Origin of the sequence: Zobellia sp. B3R18 (assembly GCF_018860715.1) — a bacterium.
Taxonomy (GTDB): Bacteria; Bacteroidota; Bacteroidia; order Flavobacteriales; family Flavobacteriaceae; genus Zobellia; species Zobellia russellii.
Genome location: NZ_JAHKQG010000010.1, coordinates 57,391 through 80,256, shown reverse-complemented (window position 1 = coordinate 80,256; position 22,866 = coordinate 57,391). Strand labels below are relative to the sequence as shown.

The following is a 22,866-nucleotide window of genomic DNA, read 5'->3' as shown; positions in this document are numbered from 1 at the left end:
AGTTATGATATTTTCAATCCGTTGGCAACAACTGCTTTTGGTTCTAAAAGCTCTACATCTTTGCCATTGACAGCACCCAATATAAGACATTCGCTCATAAAATTTGCAATTTGTTTTTTAGGAAAGTTAACTACCGCAACTACCTGTGAACCTAAAAGTTGTTCTTTGGAGTAAAGTGTAGTGACCTGGGCAGATGTCTTTTTTACTCCAATTTCTTCACCAAAATCTATATGTAATTGATATGCCGGATTTCTGGCTTCAGGGAAATCTTCAGCTCTTACCACCGTTCCCACACGCATATCTATTTTTGCAAAATCTTCCCAATTTATCGTTTTCTCCATGTAACAAAAAAATTAATTCACTTCTAGAAGATGAAGGTAAAAATAGATTACGGTTTGGCAAAGACACTCAAAATTCTTTTTATAACTTTAAGCTTTAAACATAACAAAAATGGCAAATACACCCAGTAACATGCTTCCGCTTGGCACTATAGCACCGGATTTTAACTTGTTGAATACCATAACCGATTCCCAAGCCGGCCTAACCGAACTAAAAGGTAGCAAAGGAACGGTTATTGCTTTTATATGCAACCATTGCCCTTTTGTTAAACATGTAAACCCTGAACTGGCTAAAATGGCCAAAATCTATCAGACCAAAGGAATAGGTTTCATTGCCATCTCAAGTAACGATGTTATAAACTACCCACAAGATGCACCCCATCTCATGAAAAAAACAGCCCAGGAAGAAGGGTATACTTTTCCTTATTTGTATGATGAAACACAAGCTGTAGCTCAAGCTTACGATGCCGCCTGTACTCCTGATTTTTATGTATTTGATGCCGATTTAAAGTTGGTATACCGTGGGCAGTTTGATGATTCTAGACCTGGAAATGGAATACACGTAACCGGGAATGACCTAAAAAATGCCCTTGATGCCTTAATAGATAATACGCCGGTAAACGCACACCAAAAACCAAGTATCGGATGTAATATAAAATGGAAAAAATAGTCCCCAACTTTTGGATTATGGGCTACCAGCCCTTTCTCTCTATTAAATTAAAAATTTGGGCAAAATGATGTCTTCCATGCCATGCATAATGACCAATATTAAGGTCTAGAGGTACTTGAACATTTCCGCTGGGATGGGTAAATGTTCTTTGGAGTTGTACATTTGAGAGTCCCTTTAACAAGTGAACCAGTTTACCGTGCACCGCCTTTAAATGATCAAGTGATAGTTGAATAGGTGCCGTTCTAGTATCAAAAAGTTCGGCCCAAGCTTTTTCATCGTAAGCTTTTATGACGGGATTATCCTCTGTTAGTGCCCATTTAAAACGAATATAGCTGTTGTGGTGACTGTCTGCAATATGATGCACCGTTTGTCTTACCGTCCACCCCTCGGGACGGTAGGGTGTCTCTAACTGTTCTTCGTTTAAATTCTTGACCAAATTCTCCAATTCTTGAGGAATCATCTCCAAAACATGAATCCATTCCTTTATGTGTTCATGGGTTATTTGTGCAGGCGCCTCAAATTTTCCTATTGGGTATTTTAACTGTTCCAACTCGTTCTTTTCCATGCCTTAAAAGTAAGAAACTTTAATACATTTTTAACCATAAAATTAAGGTTGCGCTTCATTAATCTACTAAATTTATAGGATTAAATTTCAACCCTAAAAACATATTATAATGGCAACAATACGATTGGGCGATAAAGCCCCTAACTTTACGGCAGACAGTTCCATAGGCGAAATTAACCTATACGATTATCTAGGTGATAGCTGGGGAATTCTATTTTCCCACCCTGCAGACTTTACACCGGTTTGTACTACGGAATTAGGTACCGCTGCACAATTTAAAGGCGAATTTGATAAACGTAACGTTAAAATGATTGCACTGAGTGTAGATGGTGCCGCATCTCATGTAGAGTGGATCAAAGACATTAATGAAGTTCAGAATACTAATGTAGAATTTCCGATTATAGCAGATGAAGACCGAAAGGTTTCCGATTTATATGACATGATTCACCCAAAAGCGGATAGTACACTAACTGTACGTTCCGTATTTATTATTGCTCCGGACAGAACGGTTAAACTTATGTTGACCTACCCTGCTTCTACGGGTCGTAATTTTTATGAATTGTTACGGGTTATTGACTCATTACAACTTACTGCAAATCATAAGGTAGCAACACCCGCTAACTGGAAAAATGGTGAAGACGTTGTTGTTAGCCCAGCAATTTCTACAGAAGATGCCAAAACAATTTTTAGTAAAGGCGTTAATGAAGTAAAACCTTATTTACGTATGACACCGGACCCAACTGCATAAAAAGGTCCTTTAATATTTTTACAGAGCCATCTACTTTTTAATTAAAATAGATGGCTTTATCATTTCTAAAATTCTTACATAAAAAAGTAGCTTAACTTACTAGGTCCAAACTAAAAAACTTTACTGGATACTTAACGATAGGATGTAAGAAACTCAAAGAAAAGCTATTAGGTAGGTTTTGGCAAAAACAGAAAGTTTAACCCTAACCCTCAGTTAAAGTAAAGATAACTTGGTAAAAATCATTGAATTAATTTTTTATAGTTATCTTTGCGGCATAATTTAATTTAATTTTTTTGTATTATGAGTAAAGGAACAGTAAAATTCTTCAATGATTCCAAAGGTTACGGATTTATCACTGAAGATGGTTCAAGCGAAGATCACTTTGTACACATTTCTGGTTTAATCGATGAAATTCGTGAAGGTGACGTTGTAGAATTTGAGCTACAACAAGGTAAAAAAGGACTGAACGCGGTAAATGTGAAAGTAGTTGACTAAGAAAGACGCAAAAACTTTTTTTATACAAAAGCCCTGTTACCAATGGTAACGGGGCTTTTTTCTTTCCCACATACAAGAAATTCTATTTTTGTCGTAATTTTCGTACATTTGTTTTTAAGTTTTTAACGCAACCCTTTTACTTATTGTGCGTCTAGTTAGAAACTAGGTTTTCCCCACTTAACCAAACAATAGAATATGCTTACTTTTTTTGGTATTATTTTCGTATTGCTTGTAGTAAATATTGTTTTACTCATATTAAGCACAAATAGAGCCAAGAACTCCCGATAATCATTATTGGCGGGGCATTGATTCTTTAGCAGAGCGACCTAAAAATTGCGCTGCCCTTCCTTCTTTTGTTTTTTTCCAGCATAAATTTCAGCGTTTATATAACTCCACCTGCTTTTACATAGGCTGACAAAGCTTAGAATAAACTCTTTATTCTAAGTACAGCTTCCACCTATAACATAAAAAAGCCCTGACATTTCTGCCAAGGCTTTGTATACTGTAACAAAGAATAAATTACTTTTCTTTATTTCACATCCATCAATTCTACATCAAATAATAATGTGGCATTAGGAGGAATAACCCCACCTGCACCAGCACTACCATATCCTAAACTAGACGGAATAACCAATCTTGCTTTGTCTCCTACTTGCAGAAGTTGAATACCTTCATCCCATCCTGGGATTACTTGGCCAACCCCTAATTGAAAATCAATAGGTTGATTACGCTTGTACGAAGAATCAAAAACTTGGCCGTTCACCAAAGAACCTTCATAGTGTACTGATACGGTTTTACCTTTTTCAGCTTGTGCACCACTCCCTTTTTGAATCATTTTGTAACGTAACCCACTTGCAGTTTCATCAAAACCTGCTGCTATTTTATCTAATTCTGCAGCTTGCTTTGCTTTCTCTTCCGCTAGGCGCTCTTCCTTGGAACTTTTAAATTTTTCAAAACTAGCCAGTGCATCCCAATTTTGGGCTTCATCACCTACACGAACAATCTCTAAACTATTTATTTTATCGCCTTGAGCAATAGCATCAACCACGTCTTGACCACTTTCTACATGACCAAACACAGTATGTTTATTATCTAACCACGGTGTTGGCACATGCGTAATGAAAAACTGGCTACCGTTGGTTCCAGGACCGGCGTTAGCCATAGAAAGTACTCCTGGTGCAGAATGGTTTAAGTCCGGATGAAATTCGTCATCAAATTTATAACCGGCATCACCTGTACCCGTTCCTTGAGGGCATCCGCCTTGTATCATAAAATCAGGAATTACCCTATGGAATTTTAATCCATCATAATAAGGTTCACCTGCTGCTTTTGCAGTATTTTCTTGTTTTCCTTCGGCAAGGGCAACAAAGTTACCTACCGTACCCGGAGTTTTATCATGGGTGAGTTTTACTACTACTTCACCTTTGTCCGTATTGAATTTTGCGTAGATTCCGTCTTGCATTTTTCATTTTTTTAATGAGCGGCAAAGATAAGCAAATTTGTTCGGAAAAATTGGAGGGAAAAGTCCCCTTACAACTATTCCGTTACGCTCCCAAATCAGTTAAAAAATTACTTTACAATACCATATTTATCAAACAAATACACTAAACTGGCCATACTGGCGGCACCTAGTTCCAGCTCACGTTTATTAACATGCTCAAAAGTATCGTTCTCTGCATGGTGGTGCACAAAATAGCGTTGTGAATCCGGTCTTAAGCCGGCCAATACCATTTGGTCATCTTTTAACGGGCGAATATCCGCACCGCTATAGCCTTTCTCAAAAAGGTGAATATAATACGGTTCAAACAAAGTTTTCCAACTTTGAACCTGTTTTAGGTTTTCATCGGAACAATCAAAAGAAAATCCGCGAGGGGTAAAACCACCTGCATCACTCTCTAAAGCAAAAACATGTTTTTCTTTTTTATTGCTGGCTACCTCGGCATACTTATTACCACCTCTCAATCCGTTTTCCTCGTTCATGAACAAAACCACCCTTATAGTTCTTTTAGGCTTATAACCCGTAGTTTTCAACAAGCGTAATACATCCATACTCTGTACACATCCCGCTCCGTCATCATGAGAACCGTCTCCAAGATCCCAAGAATCTAAATGTCCTCCTACGACCATAATTTCATTTGGAAACTCGCTTCCTTTAATCTCTCCAATTACATTAAACGACTCCACATCATCAAACTGTTTGCAGTTCTGTTTAAAATAAAATTGAGTATCCTCACTCAACTTTAAGGTTGTACTCAACAGCTCTGCTCCCTTTGTGCTAATGGCCGCAGCCGGAATCCTTTTTGACACAGGTGTGTCTCCATACCCCATAGATCCCGTATGAGGGTAATCATCCAACCTCAAATTCATTGATCTTACGATTACACCAACCGCTCCATACTTAGCGGCTTCCTCCGCTCCGGAATAACGTTGATCTACGCAACCCGTATATGCCGCAAACGTGCTGATCAGCGTTGGATCCATAGGACGGTTATAAAAAACAATTTTGCCCTCTATTTTTGATTTGCCCAACTTTTCCAAGTCTTCTATTCCTTGTACTTCTACCACCCCGGCTTTTAATCCGCCCAATGGAGTGGCCACAGACCCTCCCAAGGCACAAATTGACACGTTTGTAGATAAACCCGGACTGGTTTCAAAATATGCGAATTCAGGAGTACCCCGTACCCATTTTGGCACTTTTACCGGCTGAAGCCATACTCTATCAAGACCCAAGGAATCTAACTGTGCCTTAGTATAATCTACCGCCAATTGCGCCTGCACACTGCCGGATAACCTACCTCCTATCTGATTGGAAAGGTAATTGAGCCAATCATAAGCCTTCCCTTTGGTAAGCGCTTGATCATATATTTTTTTTATTTGTTTCTCATCATCGTTCTGAGCGTATCCATAGGTACTTAAGATTAAGCCCAACAAGAGAACTATAACTTTCTTCATTCTGCTTCTTTTTCCAATTGTTGTTTATAGAGTGCCAAATTGGCCTTTATCTTATCGTCTAGCTCCGGTTCCTTAATATCCTTATACTTTTTAAGTTCTTCCAGTAAAACGGATGCTACAATAACCCGTGCCGCTTTTTTATTGTCCGCAGGTACAATGTACCAAGGCGCATGGGCTTTGGATGTTTCATTAATAGCTTCTTCGTAACAGTTCCGGTACGTATCCCAAAGTTTGCGTTCTTTAAGATCTCCCGGGGAAAATTTCCAATTTTTACGTTTTAAAGCTAGCCTTCTAAGTAATCTTAAGCGCTGTTCCTCTTTAGATAGGTGAAGGTAAAATTTAAAGATAATCGTACCATTTTCGGCAATGTGGCGCTCAAAATTATTGATTTGTTCAAAACGTTTATCCCAAAATTTTTGATCTATATCTGCTACCGAATGAATCCCAGGAATGTGCTCTCCCATAATATATTCAGGATGTACACGGGTTACCAGAACATTCTCATAATGTGTTCTATTAAAAACCCCAAATTTACCTTTGGCAGGCAAAGCTATGTAATGCCTCCACAAATAATCATGGCCCAGCTCCAACTCCGTAGGCACTTTAAAACTGTGTACCACAACACCGCGTGCATTAAAGTCCTTGAATACCTCCCGGATCAAACTGTCCTTACCAGCGGTATCCATACCTTGTAGACAGATAAGAACACTATACTTCCCATGAGCATATAGTGTGTCTTGAAAATCACCTAGCTCTTCACGGATGTTTTCTAAATCCTTTTTTAATTCTTTATCGGTCTTACCGAAATCCTCTCTCGTGGGCCGCTCTAGAAGTTTAACCCTCCCGTCCACTCTAAATGAAGTAATTTTTGACTTGTACATAGGTTGAATATAAAACTATTTTACCGTTGAACGGTATCAAATGTTAAAAAAAATGACCGTTTAACAACAGAACTGCCCGGTTTATCCAAAATACCATGCACAGTAGGTTGTCCATCGAAAAAACTACAGGTTAACAAGCTGGCGTGCTTAACTTTACACCGTAAATAACCCCAAATTTTACAGCAGAAAAAGCCTAGCCTATGAAGTTATACTACTTTATATTATTTCTTTTCATGTTTTCATTTTCGCACTCTTTTGGAGCCACCCAAGATTGCGATTATGCCAATTCTAACTTGGGCTACGTAAAAAACCAGACCAAAAAAGCACTTTCTATGAAAGATTTGCAAATGGCCAGATTCTATACATTTAAGGCCCTGAATGCACTTGAAAAATCTAAAAATCAAATAGCGGATTGCGGTTGTGAATATGCTTCGGACAGTGTCATAGAGAATATTGAATATCTAAAAAATGCCACCAGAGCCACCTCTCTTGCCGGTACCCGTATATTACTTAACAAAGCGCTTGAATTCAGTAAAGAAAGTTTAGAAGCCATTGCCAACCATGATGAGCATGGCAGCATATATGGTTCCAATAATCTGGTCATGAATGTTGAAAATCCTGAAGAAGAAGTTACCATGTCCTTCCTTGATAATACCAAAATACAACAAAAGATAGATACTTCTTTATTGAAGTACAAAGCTTCATTGGACAAGGTTATAAATACAGTAGATTGTGCCGAAGCCAGAGCATTTGCACAAAACATCTATGAAAACTGTGAGCAAGAACTTCTTAAGCCGCACCTGTCCGAAAGTAAGAAATACTACAATCTAAAGACAAAAGAGATAACCGCACAAGCCTTGGAGCGTTTAGGTAAATGTGGAAGATAGAATTCTTCTTAACCTTTGCTTATTTCCATACACACGCTTGCTACTTGCTTGCGAAGAGTTTTACATCCTCTTCCGTAACTTCTTTTCCTCCCAAGATAATTAAACGTTCAACTACGTTTCTAAGTTCTCTTATATTCCCGGTCCAATCATAACTTTTTAAAAGTTTTATGGCTTTCGCCGAAAACGTTTTGGAGGCACTGCCCTGTTCCGAAGCTATTTTTTTCGCAAAATGTTCAATAAGCAAAGGAATATCATCACGCCTATCGTTCAAAGCTGGAACCTGAATTAATATAACCGCCAATCTATGGTATAAGTCTTCACGGAAATTACCTTCTTCTATTTCCTTTTTTAGATTTTTGTTGGTTGCCGCTATAACGCGTACATCTACTTTTATATCCTTATCCGTTCCTACACGAGATATTTTACTTTCCTGAAGCGCTCTCAGTACCTTAGCCTGAGCAGATAGACTCATATCACCAATTTCATCTAGAAAAATGGTTCCTTTGTTGGCCGCCTCAAATTTACCGGCACGATCGCGAACGGCAGATGTAAAGGCGCCTTTTACATGGCCAAAGAGTTCGCTCTCTATTAATTCCGAAGGTATGGCCGCACAGTTCACCTCAACAAAAGGAGCTGAGCTACGTTCACTCTTTTCATGCACCCAATGCGCAACCAACTCCTTACCGGTACCATTTGAACCTGTAATAAGTACACGGGCATCCGTAGGCGCAACTTTTTCAATCATATCTTTAATGACGGTGATTTCTTTACTCTCACCGATCATCTCGTAATTCTTACTTACCTTTTTCTTTAACTTCTTATTCTCTACTACCAATACTTTTCTGTCCACCGCATTACGAACGGTAGTCAGAAGCCTATTAAGGTCCGGTGGTTTTGAAATGTAATCAAATGCCCCTAACCTCATTGTATTGACCGCAGTATCCAAATCTCCGTGCCCGGAAATCATGATAAATGGTGTTTCCGGTTTTATCTTACGAGCTGCTTCCAACACTTCTACCCCATCCATTTTAGGCATTTTTATATCACAAAGCACAAGATCATAATCATTGTTCTTAACTGCCTCTAGACCTTTAACTCCATCTTCCGCCTCTTCTAATTGATAGCTATCGCTCTCTTCTGAGAGAATCTTGACCAATACACGTCTAATTGCGGCTTCGTCTTCAATTACTAATATTTTGGGCATAGTATCTTAATTTTAAAGTCCTATTCTAAATCCTGTTCTAAAATAAAAACTAGGGTTATCGTTTAACGTAAAAATATCATTTCTTTCTTCATCTCTCAAAACACCGTCTTGAAATACCGTATGACCGGCGTAGGCGTAGACAAACGTACTCGCCGCCAACTTAAACTGGTAACCTACCGTTACCAAGGCCGCAGACGAGGATACGGAAGAAGCGCTTATCGTATTTGGCAGTACTATATTATTCTGCAAATTCACATAATACCCATCAAATATAAACTCCGTTTGAAATTGGTGTCTTTCTTTTAAATGGTATTTCATTCCCGTTTTGGGTATCCCAACTACAAAACTCCAGTTTTTATGAAAACGCTGTTCGTAATAAAAAATAGGAATGGGGACACGAAGTGCTACCGTAGAATTATAGGCAAGACCTAACACCATTATACTTGGTTTGTCTATATTTTTCTTCTCTTTTAAAAAACCGATTGTTGAGTTCACCGAAAAATCCCCATTCTCAATTGGGTTTGTTAAGGTAGATGACAAACGGGGCGTGACTACTCCAATAAAGCGCCAATTTGGATTGAATTTCCAAACATAGGCCATATTAAAATCCACTACATGAAACTGCTTTAACCCTGCATTACTGAACGGAAGCTCCCGCGCGAGATTATAGGCAAGACGGTTATACTCCGCTCCAATAACTAGGTTGTTGGAATCCTTAACTTTTATTGGCACGTTTACCAAAAGCTTCATTCGTGACAACTCCGCATCGGAATTGTTCCTTGGCATCATCATGTACTCTAATCTTACTACGTCCGGGGTTTGTCCGAACCCGACAAATGACCATAAAAGAAAAAAGATTATACGGGCACTAAACTTGCTACTATTCACCCTGCTTTGGTTCAATATTACTTGTATTACTATATTGAAACGGCTTTTGCTGAATAATATGTATATCTCTTTGCGGAAAAGGTATAGAAATATTGTTACTTCTAAATTCCGCGTCTAACTTATAACGCATTTCACTTTTTATTTTGGGGACACTAAAACTATCGTTCGTATAGAAATTAAGGGAAAACATTAAGGCCGAATCGCCAAAATCTTCAAAAATCACAAATGGTTTGGGGCTTTTTAACAGCCCTTTTTGCTTTGCAGCAATTCCTTCTAAAATACTGGTGGCCAAATTAACATCACTTCCATAGGCAATTCCTATTCTAATCTGCTCCCTAGTGGTTTTATGGTTTTGGGTGTAATTGTAAATTATATCACTAATGAACTTGTGGTTGGGAATAATAATTACCTTATCATCTCTTGTAATGGCACGGGTGGTTCTCAATTTTATTTCAAACACCTTGCCCACTTTACTGTCTACCTCTATAATATCCCCAACATGGAGAGACTTGTCAATTATTATAAAAATACCACCTATTACATCTTGAAAAAGCTCCTGTAAGGCCAACCCCAAACCTACAAAAAGTGCTGCCGAAGCCGTAAGAAGCAGAGTTATATCTATTCCTGCCGCACTCATGGTCAAAAGTATAACCACCATATAGACAACGTACCTAATAAACTTAAAAACGCTAATAAACTTAAGCTTATCGTCTCCGGACATACGCCTGGTTAAAAGGGTACGCAACCATTTTAAAACCACTCCGGTAATCAAAAATGCAGCAACTAGCAAAAGTAGAAGACCAATGGTTATGTTAATGGTGTTCTCGCCTTCGCCATATTTGAGGCCTAGATTAAGAAAGTCTTTAATGGCTCCCCAAATATCTTCTTCTATTATTTCCTCTACTTTACTTTGTGTGTCCTGAATCATGATCAATATCTTAACCACTTGAACAATTCTTTGTAGGTTGGCTTTTTACCGTACATAAGAATACCTACCCTATATATTTTTGCCGCCAACCAAACGATACCTATAAATGTAACGATTAAAAGGGTAATAGATGTAATCAACTCCCAAACAGGCACACCTCCTTCTCCAATTCCTCCAGGTAAGCGCATGAGCATAACAATTGGAGATGTTAATGGAAATAACGAAAAACCAACCGCTATGGGACCATGAGGATTACTAAAAACCGAAAAGAAACCCACGTAAATGGCCAACATTAGAGGAAGAATTATAGGAAATATAAATTGCTGAGTATCCGTTTCATTGTCTACCGCAGCGCCAATAGCTGCATAAATTGAACTGTAGATCAAGTATCCCAGAACAAAATAGATAAGAAAGAAGGTAATGAGCATTACCCATGGAATCTTGAACAGTTCCTGAGCGTAAAGTTGCATGGTATGATCCACGGAAGGTAACCCGCCCCCCATACTCGAAGCCATAGTAGCCCCAGTATTTAGAGCCACAGGATCAATATCAAAAACTGCAAATGATATTAATAAAAGAATACCTGCGGAGATGATCCATATGGCAAACTGAGTGATTCCCGCCAAGGAAGTACCTATAATTTTACCCAGCATAAGTTGAAAAGGCTTAACTGAAGAGATAATTACCTCAATAATACGGCTGGTCTTTTCCTCTATTACACTACGCATTACAAAACCACCATAAATGATTATAAACATCATGATGAGATAACCAAAACCTCCACCAATAAAAGCTTTTATTTCATTAATTCCCTTAAGATTGGTTTCCCCCGTAAAGGTTGCGGTGTTCATCTCAAAACTTGCATCCATCTTGGCAAAATCTGCTGCCGAGATACCCATTTCGTGTAACCGTTCTTGCCGCAATCGTTCTTGGATGGTATTCTCCAAACGTTCCACCACCTGTGTAGGTGGAGCGTCTTTGGTATAAAAAAACGAATTTTCAGTTACCTCTCTTAAACTAGAGTCCTTAGGAAGGTATAGCAGCCCATCAAAGCCTAAACTTGCAACGGAATCTTTTGCTTCCTCTAAGGTTACATCACTAAACTCCACAAATGAAGTAGTCTCACTAGGAACAAAATCATTTAAAAAATAATCGCTTTGGTTCAATATACCGATAACCCTAGATTCATTATCGTTCACTTTGGCCAGATATGCAACAAGCACCACCATGGCAACCATAAGAATGGGACTTAAAAATGTCATTATTACAAAGGACTTATTCCGCACCTTTGCCAAATACTCCCTTTTTATAATAAGTGATAGCTTATTCATTTAGACCTTTACTTTTGCTTTGTACGGTTTGTATAAAAATTTCGCTTGTAGACGGAATGGTCTCTACAAAGTGATTGATGTTTGCCTTGGACGATAAATAGGTGAGCACCTCACGAGAATCATTAGTGGGTAATTGCAGTGTAAGATCCAACTGATTTTCTTCGGCATCAAATTGGGAGGTGTTAATGGTAAATTTATCCGTTAGTTCTTTTAAGAGCATATCTGCATTCTGGGTCTGTAAGCCCACTTTAAAAACATTGTTTTTATATGCTTTTTTAATATCCGATAGCTTACCGTCCAATATTTTTTCCGAACGATGGATCAGTGCAATGTACTCGCAAAGTTCCTCTACAGATTCCATCCTATGCGTAGAAAAAATAATTGATGTACCCTTCTCCTTCAACTTAAGAATTTCATCCTTTATAATATTGGCATTAATAGGATCAAACCCGCTAAAGGGCTCGTCAAAAATCAATAATTTGGGTTCATGTAATACGGTTACAATAAACTGTATCTTTTGAGCCATCCCTTTAGAAAGTTCCTGGATTTTTTTGTTCCACCAATCCCCAATTTCTAAACGCTCAAACCAAAATTTAAGCCTTTTTTTGGCTTCAGCTTTAGATAAGCCTTTTAATTGTGCCAAGTAGAGTGCTTGCTCGCCCACTTTCATGCTCTTGTAAAGACCGCGCTCTTCTGGCAGGTATCCTATTTGTGCTACGTGTTCCGCCTTTAAGGGTTTCCCATCAAACAAAACCTCTCCACTGTCCGGATACGTAATCTGATTTATAATACGAATAAGGGTAGTCTTCCCTGCACCGTTTGGACCTAGAAGTCCGTAAATACTATTTTTGGGAATCTCTAACGATACATTATTTAGAGCGGTATATTCCCCAAATTGTTTGGTGACCTCTTTAGTGACCAAAATATTATCCATGTAAGCAATTTTGTCAAAGATAGTTTTTTGTCCTCACAAGACATTGCCAATATATTCCTAAAAACAAAACCCACCCTTAAGCAAATAAGGATGGGAAAAAAATTGCTATGAAAAAGAAAATTAATATTGGAATACCAATATTAAATCAAATATACGTTTTTTATTTAAAACGCAATTTATATGAATTATGAGAACATATCTTTTACTTTTTCAAAGAAAGATTTGTCAGATTTCTCAGGTTTTGGCAAAAAGTTTTCATTGTTCTGCATTCGTTCAAAGAACTCTTTTTGCTCTTTGTTCAACTCTTTTGGAGTCCAAACGTTAACATGAACCAATAAATCACCACTACCGTAACCATTAATACTAGAGATACCCTTACCTCTTAAACGTAATATTTTACCGGACTGGATACCTGACTCTAATTTTATACGCACCTTTCCACCAACGGCATCAATTTCTTTGGATGTACCTAAAACGGCTTCTGAAAAGCTAATATACAGGTCATAGTGAAGGTTGTCTCCCTCGCGCTTTAAAGTCTCATGATCTACGGTTTCAATAGCTACCAACAAATCTCCCGGAACGCCATTGCCCGGAGCATCGTTACCTTTATTGGGCACCTTTAACTGCATACCGTCCTCAACCCCTGCAGGAATATTAATTGATACGGTTTCCTCTGCCACCTTAAGCCCTTGTGCATCTGCATCACTAGGTTTTTTATCCAAAACCTGACCGCTACCACCACATGTGCTACAAGTAGCTGCAGTCTGCATACGTCCAAGAATTGTATTGGTGATTTTGGTAACCTGTCCCCTACCACCACATGTTGCACATGTTTTATAGGTTACACCACTTGCCTGGATTTTTCTTTTAACCTTTATTTTTTTCTCTACGCCGTTGGCAACTTCCTCAAGCGTCAACTTTACACGGATGCGAAGGTTACTTCCTTTAACCCTACGTTGACCACCGCCACCAAAGCCGCCGCCAAAGCCGCCAAAGCCACCTCCGCCACCGCCAAAAGCGCTACCGAAAATGTCTCCAAATTGACTGAAGATATCATCCATATTCATTCCGCCGCCGCCAAAGCCGCCAGAACCGTCAAAAGCACCATGCCCAAACTGATCGTAACGTGCTCTTTTGTCAGGGTCGCTCAACACTTCATATGCTTCCGCAGACTTTTTGAACATTTCCTCCGCCTTGGTATCTCCCGGATTTTTATCCGGATGATGCTGCAACGCCTTTTTTCTATAGGCTTTCTTTATCTCTGCTGCGCTGGCACTTTTACTTATGCCAAGTACGTCATAATAATCTTCCTTCATCCTTGCTTTTTAGTTTCCTACTACCACTTTTGGGTGACGAATGATTCTATCACCAAGCTTAAACCCTTTCTCAACCACATCAACAATCTTTCCTTTAAGTTTTTTGTTAGGGGCAGGTATTTGTGTAATAGCCTCATGCACATCTGCATCAAAAGCATCGCCTATTTCGGCACTTACCTCTTCTAGTCCTTTAGATTTTAAAGTCTCACGGAACTTTACTCTAATAAGTTCTACACCTTTAAACATCTCTTTATCCTCAGATTTGGCCATCTCTTTTAAAGCGCGTTCAAAATCATCTAAAACCGGCAACATGGAAACCATAATTTCCTGACCAGCGGTCTTAAATAAATCCATTCGCTCTTTTGAAGTTCGTTTTTTGAAGTTTTCAAACTCAGCAAACAACCGTAGAAATTTATCTTTTTCCTTAGCAAGGTCCTCTCTTAATTGTTCTTCCACACTTAGTTCTTCTTGCTCTATATTATTTTCAGACGTTGTTTCTGCTTGGTCTTTGTCCAATACCTGATCAAGGTCTTCTGTATTTTGTTTATCGCTCATTGTGATACAATTTGAATTCTCGCTTTTAGGTTGGCAAAAGTACTGCCATTTCTTTAAAAATGTCAAAATGTCACTAAAAAAAGAAATCAAAAAAATATCTCCAAAGTTTCTACAACCCCAACAAACCACACCGTTAAATATTAAAGCAAAAAAATACCTGCCTACGCAGGTATCCTATACTTTATTATAACCCAAATAATTTACTAGGGAATATATTCTTTTGATAAAGCTTTAATATTAGATGTTTTAGTGCATTCCTTACTATTATATATAGCTTCCAAGGCAACACAAACATTGGGATAGATAAAATTGAACCCCTCTTCCTCTATTTTCTTGCAACTTACGCGCTGGCTAGCAAAGAGTAGATAAGACATTTTACCCAAAATAATTCTCATAGCCATTCTTGGAATATTAGGAAGTATAACTGGTTTTTCAAGGACCTTAGCTATCTCTTTTACCAATTTGCTATTGGTAACAGGGTTTGGCCCTACCCCATTAAACACGCCATCCAGACCATATTGTACAACAAACAAAAACATTCTTGCCAAATCCGAAATATGAACCCAGGACTGCCACTGCTCTCCACTACCAAATGCAGCTCCCACATAATTCTTAATTGGTTTTGCCATTTCCGGAAGCGCTCCTCCCTTACATGACATTACCAAACCTATTCTTACCTTGGCCACATTAAAACCAAAGGTATTGAAGCGATCTATTTCATTTTCCCACAACGCTACAACCTCACCTAAAAAACTATCATCAACCTCTGTATCTTCTTCGGTATAAAATTTACTTAAAGAATCTGGGTATCTACCAATTGCAGATGCCGATACAAAAGATGATATTTTACTGGTATCTACCTTTTCTAATGCCGTATATAAAGTCCTTAAGGAATTGACCCTGCTGGATATTATCTTTTTTTTATTGCTAGATGTCCATCTTTTAGAAATGGAAGACCCCGCCAAATTTATAATAGCAGAAACCCCAGTTAGACAATCCAAATCAATTTCGCCTTTATCAGGGTTCCAATAATACCCCTTGTATTCTGGCTTTGAAGAAATTTTACTTTTACTTGTAGTAAGGTAATTTACGGCAATACCCTTCCTTTGACATTGCTCCACAATCGCACTGCCCACTAGACCTGTTGCCCCTGTAATCAGTATTCTCATGATTCAAAGGTATAGCTTTTGCAAACTAGCTGACTATCATTTAATTCGGATTTAACACTAATACGTGCCAATATGTTAAGAAATGCCGATAACCCGTTTATAATTAACCTTTTATTAGTACAAACAGTTACTTTTTAGCCCTTAACATTTCTCTTTTTCCTGGAGGACCAGGCAGGCGTTCTACCTCAAAACCAACTGCTAACATTGCCCTTCTAACACTGCCTTTGGCGGCATATGTAACTAACACTCCGTCTTTTTTCATAGCACGGTACATCTTGGAAAAAATATCCTCTGTCCAAAGTTCAGGTTGCACCCTTGCGCCAAAGGCATCAAAATAAACCAGGTCAAAAACATTTTCATCATCAATATCCGCAAAAAACTTCTGTTCCTTTTTCAAGAGAAAATTTTCCGAAATCCGAACATCATTTTCCCATGGAGCGGTATGCATTTTCTCAAAATCCGACCTGAATTCTTCGGCTTTTAACTCGGATATATAATTGAGTTGTTCCAATTCTTCTGGTGAGACCGGATATGCCTCTACCCCCCTATAAGTAATTTCAGTGGGATTTTTCTTTGATTCCATTCGGGTAATAAGCGCATTGAGTCCCGTACCGAAACCTATTTCAAGAATATGTATGTTTTTTCCAAAAAAAAGAGATAGACCATGTTTTATAAAAACGTGATACGCTTCTTGGACCGCCCCGTGTTTTGAGTGGTACTGTTCGTCCCAATCAGAAATCTGAATGGTCTTTGACCCATCGCCCGTTGTAATAATTTTTCTTTCCAAACTATTTATTTTCTATCAAAACACCATCTGCCTCAAAACCTAGAGTTTTCTTTGGCTCCTTGATTTTTGCGATTTCAGACTCAGACTTCCCACCATCTTTTGCGTAATGTTTTTGGTCCTCCACACTCATAGACTCTACATACGCATAACCGTTAACGATTACTTCCTTACCCGTAATATCACTTGGCATAAAAAAGCCATAATCCTTAAAGCGAACCATAGTTTCCCGTCCGTCGTTCAATTGCAACTTCATCCAACAGCCCTTAACCTTACAAACATCTGTTACCGTAGCTTTAAATTTTGTACGCAATGTATCCTGCACGGACATACCGCTAAATTTCCGGGCCATTTCGGCACTGGTCAATGCATTGGAGGCTTCCAAATTCGCGCCAATCATTTTATAGTTGACGCCATTGTAAGTTATCTCTTTGGTTTCTTGCCCACTACAGGCCAAAACCACCATAAAAACCGCAAGTAAATTGTTAAATACACGCATTTCCTATAAAAATTAGATAAGTACCGCAAAACTGGGCATTTTTCAACGAAAAAAGAAGAACAGGTAAGGATAAATCGTTAATTTTAATCCTTTAATTTAAAAAGTTATGAACTCGACCATGCAAAAAATCAGCATTGAAAAGGTAAAAGAATCAAAGATCGAACAAGTAGATTTTAACAATCTCGCTTTTGGGAGTGTATTTACTGATCACATGCTGGTCTGCGATTATAAAAATGGCGCTTGGGAAACTCCAAAAATAACTCCCTACCAGCCCATTAGCCTTGACCCGTCTGCAAAAATTTTCCATTACGGGCAGTCTATTTTTGAAGGAATGAAAGCCTACAAAGATGATAATAACAAGACGTGGCTTTTTAGACCGTTGGAGAACTTTAAAAGATTGAACATCTCCGCAAAACGTATGGCCATTCCGGAATTACCCGAAGAGTTTTTCATGGAAGGCTTAAAGGCGCTATTGGAATTGGAAGAAAAATGGATTCCGCAGACCGAAGGGAGCTCTATGTACATAAGACCTTTTATGTTTGCTTCCGGGAACGGTTTTCACGCTTCTCCTGCAAATGCTTATAAATTTATAATATGCCTTGCACCATCTGGGTCCTATTTTTCCGGAAAAGTTAAAGTACTTATTGAAGAAAAATATTCGCGTTCCGCGAACGGGGGCGTAGGTTATGCTAAAACTGGTGGTAATTATGCCGGACAGTTCTACCCAACCCAATTAGCGGTTGAAAAAGGATACAATCAAGTTATTTGGACCGATGACCACAATCATGAATATATTGAGGAAGCCGGTGCCATGAACATTTTTGTTCGTATTGACGATACTTTAATTACAGGCCCAACAAGTGACCGTATATTAGACGGTATTACACGAAAAAGTATTTTGCAGCTGGCAGAACAAAAAGGCATTAAGACCGAAGTAAGAAAGATTACAGTTGCCGAAGTTGTTGAAGCCGCCAAGAACGGAAGACTTAAAGAAATGTTCGGAGCGGGAACTGCTGCCGTAGTTTCACCAATTTCCGCATTTGGCTACAGAGGTGTAGATTATGATTTACCGGAATTGGAAAACAGTTTTGCTTCTCAAATAAAGAAAGACATTACGGATATACAATACAACCGTGCCGAAGACCCATTTGGTTGGAGAGTAGGGCTTTAAAATAAGACCGTTTACATAAAGTGAACATCTTATTATAAAGGATAAAAAAACGGGTGCTAAATTTAGCACCCGTTTTTCATTCTCATAAACGTAGAATTATTTCTCCAAAATTTCCGCAATATTAGGTTTAAAATAGTTGGGGCCTTTTAACACCTTACCATCTTCGCGGTAGATAGGCTTACCATCTTGCCCCAATTTACTCATATTACTACGTTGTATTTCATTGAACACTTCTTCTATTTTATGTTGCATACCGTGCTCAAGAATAGTCCCGCACAAGATGTAGAGCATATCACCAAGGGCATCTGCAACTTCTACCAGGTCATTATTTCTTGCCGCCTCCAGATATTCTTGATTCTCCTCATCCATCAAATTAAACCTAAGCAGGTTCTTGGCTTCCCCTAAATCTGCACGCATGGTTTCTGAGACCCCCAACCCAAACGAGTTGTGGAAAAGCGCTACCGCACTAATTTTGTTTTTCATATATAGTTGTATTGATTTAAAAATAGTTTCTGCCAATAATAGCGTAATTTTGCATAAAAATAAAGAATATGTTCACCACCGGACAAATCGTTTTTGCCGCGCTTTTTGCCATCTGTTTTATCGTAATTATCTTTTTGTCCTACAAAAAAGACAAAAAACTACACGCAAAAAACTACAAAGGGGTTAAATGGGTGGGACTTTTATTCATATCCTTCGTAGTAATCCTACTTTTTATTAAGCATTTCCTTAAAAATTAGGACAATATTTATAGTCTCGATAAAAACACCGCTTTTCACGACTAAAAGTAATTTCTTCTCGTATAACATAACAAATAGCGTAATTTTGCGTTATGTATTCCAAAGGGGTAAAAAAATGATGACTTTCTTCACAATACTTTTAGTTTTAATCGGGGCAAATGCTTTGTTTATGGTATTTAGCTTAAGTGGAATATCTAATGGAGCAAAAAAGACGGAAGAGAATGCATCCAAATCTGCATCATCTAAAGTTTACACGCTTAACAATCTTTCTTCCAAGTTTAAGAAAGCCGTTTAAAACTATCCACAAAAAGCATTACCAAGCTGACAAATTATTTACGTAATTTGCGCAGATGAAACAATTGTTACTTGTATTCTTTGGAGGTGGCATAGGTAGCATACTTCGCTATCTGGTTTCCAAATCACTCAACAATCACTTTCAACATTTCTTTCTAGGCACTTTTATTGTAAACGTTCTAGGCTGTTTACTAATAGGTCTTATTTTAGGTCTTTCTGTTAAGACAAATTATTTAACCTCTAACCAGACACTTTTGTTCGCTACCGGTTTCTGCGGAGGCTTTACTACATTTTCCACTTTTGCCTTTGAAAAGCACTCACTTTTAACGTCAGGGGAATTTATAGGTTTCTTTACCTATCTTATTTCTAGTGTTATTGTTGGCATTTTGGCCGTTGCACTAGGCCTTTGGTTGTCAAAATTGGTCTAAAGGCCTTTATTCACCCTTTTTCTATCCTATCAAAAGTTCAAAGTTTTAGGCAATCAACTTATGATTATCTAACCTTATGACATTTTTTATCCATTTTTTTCAATATTCCATTAGATTCTCTGATTTTATATCATCAAAAATACATTTTGAACAAATTTTATTAAGATACCCCAAAAAAATAGGGGTATAATTTCACATAAACATAAAAATAAAGCATAACACCCCAAAATTTATGGGGTGTTAATTATTTTAACATACATTTGTTTCTCTAATTAATATAATTATTATGAAACAAATCGAGGCAATCATTAGAAAATCGAAGTTTGATGACGTAAAAAAAGCGCTTCATCAAATAGAGGTGAACTTCTTCAGTTACTGGGATGTAACGGGGGTAGGAAACGAAAAACAGGGTCATGTCTATAGAGGAATCTCTTATAGTACGAGCGACATTCAGAGAAGATACCTTTCTATAGTAGTATCCGATGAATTTGTTGAGCGTACGGTTGATACCATTCTTGAAGCAGCTTATACCGGTAATGTTGGAGATGGAAAAATATTTGTTTCCGAGGTTCTTGAGGCTTACAGAATACGAACCAAAGAAAGCGGGCAAGCTGGAATCAACTAAAAAAAACCAATAACTAAACTTTAAAGAAAATGGACGCAGGATTATTTACAGCAAATAACGTTTGGATGATGTTGGCTACCGCTTTGGTATTCTTCATGCACACCGGATTCGCCTTTTTAGAAATAGGCCTTACCAGACAAAAAAATACAATAAACATATTATTTAAGAACATCTTTATTATTACAGGTGGACTTTTACTTTACTACGCATGGGGCTTTAATATGATGTACCCAGGCTTTGAAGAAGGTTCTTCAGGTATATTCGGATTTGCAGGCTTTGGTATTGCAGCTCCAGAAAACGGAATGACTCCTGAATACGCAGATGGCGGTTACACTTGGTGGACAGACTTCTTGTTTCAAGGTATGTTTGCAGCTACAGCAGCAACTATCGTATCCGGTGCCGTTGCAGAACGTATGAAAATTGGTGCCTTTATGATCTTTACCGTAATCTACGTAGGTCTTGTTTACCCAATAGTAGGTGCTTGGAAATGGGGTGGTGGTTTCTTGGATTCATGGGGTTTCTATGACTTTGCAGGTTCTACTTTGGTTCACTCTGTAGGAGGTTGGGCAGCATTGGTTGCTATCTTCTTACTAGGATCACGAATTGGTAAATTTGACGAAAACGGTAAGCCTAAGGCCATACCAGGCCATAACATACCTTTAGCAACCGCAGGTGTACTTATCCTTTGGTTAGGATGGTTCGGGTTTAACGGTGGATCTGTACTTTCAGCCGACCCAGAATTAACTTCACTTGTATTGGTAACTACAAGTTTAGCAGCAGCTGCAGGTGGTTTTGGAGCCGTTATCCTATCTACCATACTATATAAGAACTTAGATTTAACCATGTTCCTTAACGGTATTCTTGGTGGCCTTGTAGGTATTACCGCTGGCGCGGACCTTATGTCTCCTAACGAAGCAATCTTGATTGGATTCTTGGCCGGTCTTATCATTGTCTTAGGTGTTGCTCTAGTAGATAAATTAAAACTAGATGATCCTGTTGGTGCCGTTGCAGTTCACTTGATATGTGGTATCTGGGGAACATTAGCAGTAGGAATCTTTGGAGCAAAAGCAGGTGGTGAGCAATTCATGACCCAATTGTACGGAGTATTGATCGTAGGTGCCTTCTGTGTAGTTTGCACGTTCGCTATCCTTGGAACACTAAAAGCAGTAATGGGACTTAGAGTGAGCAAAGAAGAAGAGATCGAAGGTCTTGACATTCACGAGCACGGTATGGATGCTTACCCAGATTTCATAAACGACTAATAATCATATTAATTAGAAACGGAGCGTTTTGCAGAACGCTCCGTTATATAACCCTTTCAAAATCTTTACAGATTAAAATAATCATTCCACACAGGGATAACTAAACAAAATTCAGATGAAAGCGATTACAAATACAAAATACGTAAAAAATCTATTTTTCCTAGCAATACTACTTTTCTCTGCAACAGCGGTTGTTGCACAAGAGGAAGAAGAATCAAAGCCAAAATTTTCTTTCAGTGGTTCTGTTGATGCGTATTATAGAGCAAATTTAAATGCACCTAACGGAGAAGATGCTCCAGCTCCAGGAAGCTCATTCGCTAACCTACCAGGATTTGCCTTAGGTATGGCCAATGTTATTGGTGCTTACGAAGGTGAAAAAGTAGGTTTTGTTGCCGATTTGGTTTTTGGTCCTAGAGGAACGGATGCCATTTTTGCATCGCCAATGTATTCTTCTACAGGAAACATTGTTAACCAATTGTATGCTTACTGGAATGTAAGTGATGCCGTAACATTAACCTTTGGTAACTTTAACACCTTCTTAGGTTACGAGGTTATCTCTCCGGTTGCCAACTTTAACTACAGCACATCTTACTTGTTCTCTTACGGTCCGTTTTCACATACCGGTCTTAAAGCAGATTTTGCTTTATCTGATGATTTCAGCTTAATGTTAGCGGTAATGAACCCAACTGACCTTACAGAGTTCAACCCAACAGGACAGTACGCTTGGGGAGCTCAATTAGGCTACAGCGGTCAATATTTGAACCTTTTAATTGATAACGGTTCTTATGAAGTAGATTTCACAGGTGGTTTTGACCTTTCTGACACTTTCTTCCTAGGACTGAACGCTGCTTATTTTGATGGTGACGAAGATGACGGTATTGGTAGCTTTGCAGGTGTTGCAGTTTACCCACAGTTAGCAACTTCCGATACCTTCTCAATAGGCTTAAGAGGTGAATATTTTGCTGAAACCGATTCCTTTGGAGCAGTTGGTGGATCAGATGCTGATGGCGATGCAAGTGTATTTGCTGTAACCCTTACCGGTAGCGCAACTATTGGTGACTTGATCATCAAGCCAGAATTAAGATTAGACAGTGCTTCAGAAGAAGTATTCATTGACAATGATGGAAACCCAATTGGAGGTCTTTCTTCTTTCGTGTTGGCTGCGGTCTACTCTTTCTAAAAAAGAATTATAACGGTTAAGT

Annotated in this window: 26 protein-coding genes; 10 read left to right on the top strand and 16 right to left on the bottom strand. The window is 38.4% G+C overall.

Features of this window, described 5'->3' with window-relative positions:
- Positions 1-2 precede the first annotated feature (2 nt).
- Positions 3-341, bottom strand: coding sequence for a tRNA-binding protein (locus KO513_RS05695; RefSeq protein WP_215912638.1), 339 nt, complete (start codon positions 339-341; stop codon positions 3-5).
- A 109-nt stretch (positions 342-450) separates the two neighbouring features.
- Here KO513_RS05695 and KO513_RS05690 point away from each other — a divergent pair, with 109 nt between their 5' ends.
- Positions 451-1,008 carry a thioredoxin family protein gene (locus KO513_RS05690; protein ID WP_215912637.1) on the top strand — a complete coding sequence of 186 codons (558 nt, stop codon included), beginning with the start codon at positions 451-453 and terminating at the stop codon, positions 1,006-1,008.
- Positions 1,009-1,030: 22 nt separating this feature from the next.
- On the opposite strand, the gene KO513_RS05685 is transcribed toward KO513_RS05690, so the two are convergent.
- Positions 1,031-1,573: a YfiT family bacillithiol transferase gene (locus tag KO513_RS05685; protein ID WP_215912636.1), complete on the bottom strand. Its 543-nt coding sequence runs from the start codon at positions 1,571-1,573 to the stop codon at positions 1,031-1,033.
- 109 nt (positions 1,574-1,682) lie between these two features.
- Between KO513_RS05685 and KO513_RS05680 the strand changes: the two genes are divergently transcribed.
- Both KO513_RS05680 and KO513_RS05675 read left to right on the top strand, forming a co-directional pair.
- Positions 1,683-2,321, top strand: coding sequence for a peroxiredoxin (locus KO513_RS05680; RefSeq protein WP_215441468.1), 639 nt, complete (start codon positions 1,683-1,685; stop codon positions 2,319-2,321).
- Positions 2,322-2,621: 300 nt separating this feature from the next.
- A complete protein-coding gene (locus KO513_RS05675; protein WP_013994176.1) occupies positions 2,622-2,816 on the top strand; it encodes a cold-shock protein in 195 nt (64 codons plus the stop codon).
- A 529-nt stretch (positions 2,817-3,345) separates the two neighbouring features.
- On the opposite strand, the gene KO513_RS05670 is transcribed toward KO513_RS05675, so the two are convergent.
- The 3 genes from KO513_RS05670 to KO513_RS05660 form a co-directional block, all read right to left on the bottom strand.
- Positions 3,346-4,278 carry a peptidylprolyl isomerase gene (locus tag KO513_RS05670; protein ID WP_215912635.1) on the bottom strand — a complete coding sequence of 311 codons (933 nt, stop codon included), beginning with the start codon at positions 4,276-4,278 and terminating at the stop codon, positions 3,346-3,348.
- A 107-nt stretch (positions 4,279-4,385) separates the two neighbouring features.
- Positions 4,386-5,768 carry a M20/M25/M40 family metallo-hydrolase gene (locus KO513_RS05665; protein ID WP_215912634.1) on the bottom strand — a complete coding sequence of 461 codons (1,383 nt, stop codon included), beginning with the start codon at positions 5,766-5,768 and terminating at the stop codon, positions 4,386-4,388.
- On the bottom strand, positions 5,765-6,649 hold the full coding sequence (locus KO513_RS05660) for a PPK2 family polyphosphate kinase (protein ID WP_215912633.1): 885 nt from the start codon (positions 6,647-6,649) through the stop codon (positions 5,765-5,767). The genes KO513_RS05665 and KO513_RS05660 overlap by 4 nt, the downstream gene beginning before the upstream one ends.
- A 200-nt stretch (positions 6,650-6,849) precedes the next feature.
- Here KO513_RS05660 and KO513_RS05655 point away from each other — a divergent pair, with 200 nt between their 5' ends.
- Entirely contained in the window at positions 6,850-7,536 is a 687-nt protein-coding gene (locus KO513_RS05655; RefSeq protein WP_215441460.1) for a hypothetical protein, read from the top strand.
- Between the two features lie 40 nt (positions 7,537-7,576).
- Here KO513_RS05655 and KO513_RS05650 read toward each other — a convergent pair whose 3' ends face one another.
- The 10 genes from KO513_RS05650 to KO513_RS05605 all read right to left on the bottom strand — a co-directional run bounded on the left by KO513_RS05650 (position 7,577) and on the right by KO513_RS05605 (position 17,144).
- On the bottom strand, positions 7,577-8,740 hold the full coding sequence (locus tag KO513_RS05650; RefSeq protein ID WP_215912632.1) for a sigma-54-dependent transcriptional regulator: 1,164 nt from the start codon (positions 8,738-8,740) through the stop codon (positions 7,577-7,579).
- A gap of 12 nt (positions 8,741-8,752) precedes the next feature.
- Positions 8,753-9,628, bottom strand: coding sequence for a DUF6268 family outer membrane beta-barrel protein (locus KO513_RS05645; RefSeq protein ID WP_215441457.1), 876 nt, complete (start codon positions 9,626-9,628; stop codon positions 8,753-8,755).
- Positions 9,621-10,556, bottom strand: a complete 936-nt coding sequence (locus tag KO513_RS05640) for a mechanosensitive ion channel family protein (protein ID WP_215912631.1) — start codon at positions 10,554-10,556, stop codon at positions 9,621-9,623. Before KO513_RS05640 ends, KO513_RS05645 begins: the two co-directional genes overlap by 8 nt.
- Before the next feature lie 2 nt (positions 10,557-10,558).
- Positions 10,559-11,887, bottom strand: coding sequence for an ABC transporter permease (locus tag KO513_RS05635; RefSeq protein ID WP_215912630.1), 1,329 nt, complete (start codon positions 11,885-11,887; stop codon positions 10,559-10,561).
- Positions 11,880-12,821 (bottom strand): ABC transporter ATP-binding protein, encoded by a 942-nt coding sequence (locus KO513_RS05630; RefSeq protein ID WP_215912629.1) that lies wholly within the window; start codon positions 12,819-12,821, stop codon positions 11,880-11,882. Before KO513_RS05630 ends, KO513_RS05635 begins: the two co-directional genes overlap by 8 nt.
- Positions 12,822-13,006: 185 nt before the next feature.
- Entirely contained in the window at positions 13,007-14,137 is a 1,131-nt protein-coding gene (gene dnaJ, locus KO513_RS05625) for a molecular chaperone DnaJ (protein WP_215912628.1), read from the bottom strand.
- A gap of 9 nt (positions 14,138-14,146) precedes the next feature.
- Entirely contained in the window at positions 14,147-14,692 is a 546-nt protein-coding gene (locus KO513_RS05620) for a nucleotide exchange factor GrpE (protein WP_215441447.1), read from the bottom strand.
- Positions 14,693-14,895: 203 nt separating this feature from the next.
- Entirely contained in the window at positions 14,896-15,861 is a 966-nt protein-coding gene (locus KO513_RS05615) for a TIGR01777 family oxidoreductase (RefSeq protein WP_215912627.1), read from the bottom strand.
- A 127-nt stretch (positions 15,862-15,988) separates the two neighbouring features.
- The gene (gene mnmD, locus KO513_RS05610; protein ID WP_215912626.1) at positions 15,989-16,648 is read right to left on the bottom strand and encodes a tRNA (5-methylaminomethyl-2-thiouridine)(34)-methyltransferase MnmD; all 660 of its coding nucleotides are present in this window, start codon (positions 16,646-16,648) and stop codon (positions 15,989-15,991) included.
- A gap of 1 nt (position 16,649) precedes the next feature.
- The gene (locus tag KO513_RS05605) at positions 16,650-17,144 is read right to left on the bottom strand and encodes a DUF4920 domain-containing protein (RefSeq protein WP_215912625.1); all 495 of its coding nucleotides are present in this window, start codon (positions 17,142-17,144) and stop codon (positions 16,650-16,652) included.
- Between the two features lie 106 nt (positions 17,145-17,250).
- On the opposite strand from KO513_RS05605, the gene KO513_RS05600 reads away from it, so the two are divergent.
- The gene (locus tag KO513_RS05600) at positions 17,251-18,315 is read left to right on the top strand and encodes a branched-chain amino acid aminotransferase (protein ID WP_215912624.1); all 1,065 of its coding nucleotides are present in this window, start codon (positions 17,251-17,253) and stop codon (positions 18,313-18,315) included.
- Positions 18,316-18,411: 96 nt separating this feature from the next.
- Here KO513_RS05600 and KO513_RS05595 read toward each other — a convergent pair whose 3' ends face one another.
- Positions 18,412-18,798 carry a nucleoside triphosphate pyrophosphohydrolase family protein gene (locus KO513_RS05595; RefSeq protein ID WP_215441437.1) on the bottom strand — a complete coding sequence of 129 codons (387 nt, stop codon included), beginning with the start codon at positions 18,796-18,798 and terminating at the stop codon, positions 18,412-18,414.
- Positions 18,799-19,170: 372 nt separating this feature from the next.
- On the opposite strand from KO513_RS05595, the gene KO513_RS05590 reads away from it, so the two are divergent.
- From KO513_RS05590 to KO513_RS05570, 5 genes are all read left to right on the top strand, one after another.
- Positions 19,171-19,350 (top strand): hypothetical protein, encoded by a 180-nt coding sequence (locus KO513_RS05590; protein WP_215441435.1) that lies wholly within the window; start codon positions 19,171-19,173, stop codon positions 19,348-19,350.
- Between the two features lie 55 nt (positions 19,351-19,405).
- Entirely contained in the window at positions 19,406-19,777 is a 372-nt protein-coding gene (gene crcB / locus KO513_RS05585; protein ID WP_215912623.1) for a fluoride efflux transporter CrcB, read from the top strand.
- Positions 19,778-20,063: 286 nt separating this feature from the next.
- Complete coding sequence (locus KO513_RS05580; RefSeq protein WP_215441431.1) at positions 20,064-20,402, top strand: P-II family nitrogen regulator; 339 nt, start codon at positions 20,064-20,066, stop codon at positions 20,400-20,402.
- A 29-nt stretch (positions 20,403-20,431) separates the two neighbouring features.
- Positions 20,432-21,664 carry an ammonium transporter gene (locus KO513_RS05575; RefSeq protein ID WP_215912622.1) on the top strand — a complete coding sequence of 411 codons (1,233 nt, stop codon included), beginning with the start codon at positions 20,432-20,434 and terminating at the stop codon, positions 21,662-21,664.
- Between the two features lie 115 nt (positions 21,665-21,779).
- Positions 21,780-22,844 carry a porin gene (locus KO513_RS05570; RefSeq protein WP_215912621.1) on the top strand — a complete coding sequence of 355 codons (1,065 nt, stop codon included), beginning with the start codon at positions 21,780-21,782 and terminating at the stop codon, positions 22,842-22,844.
- Positions 22,845-22,866 lie beyond the last annotated feature (22 nt).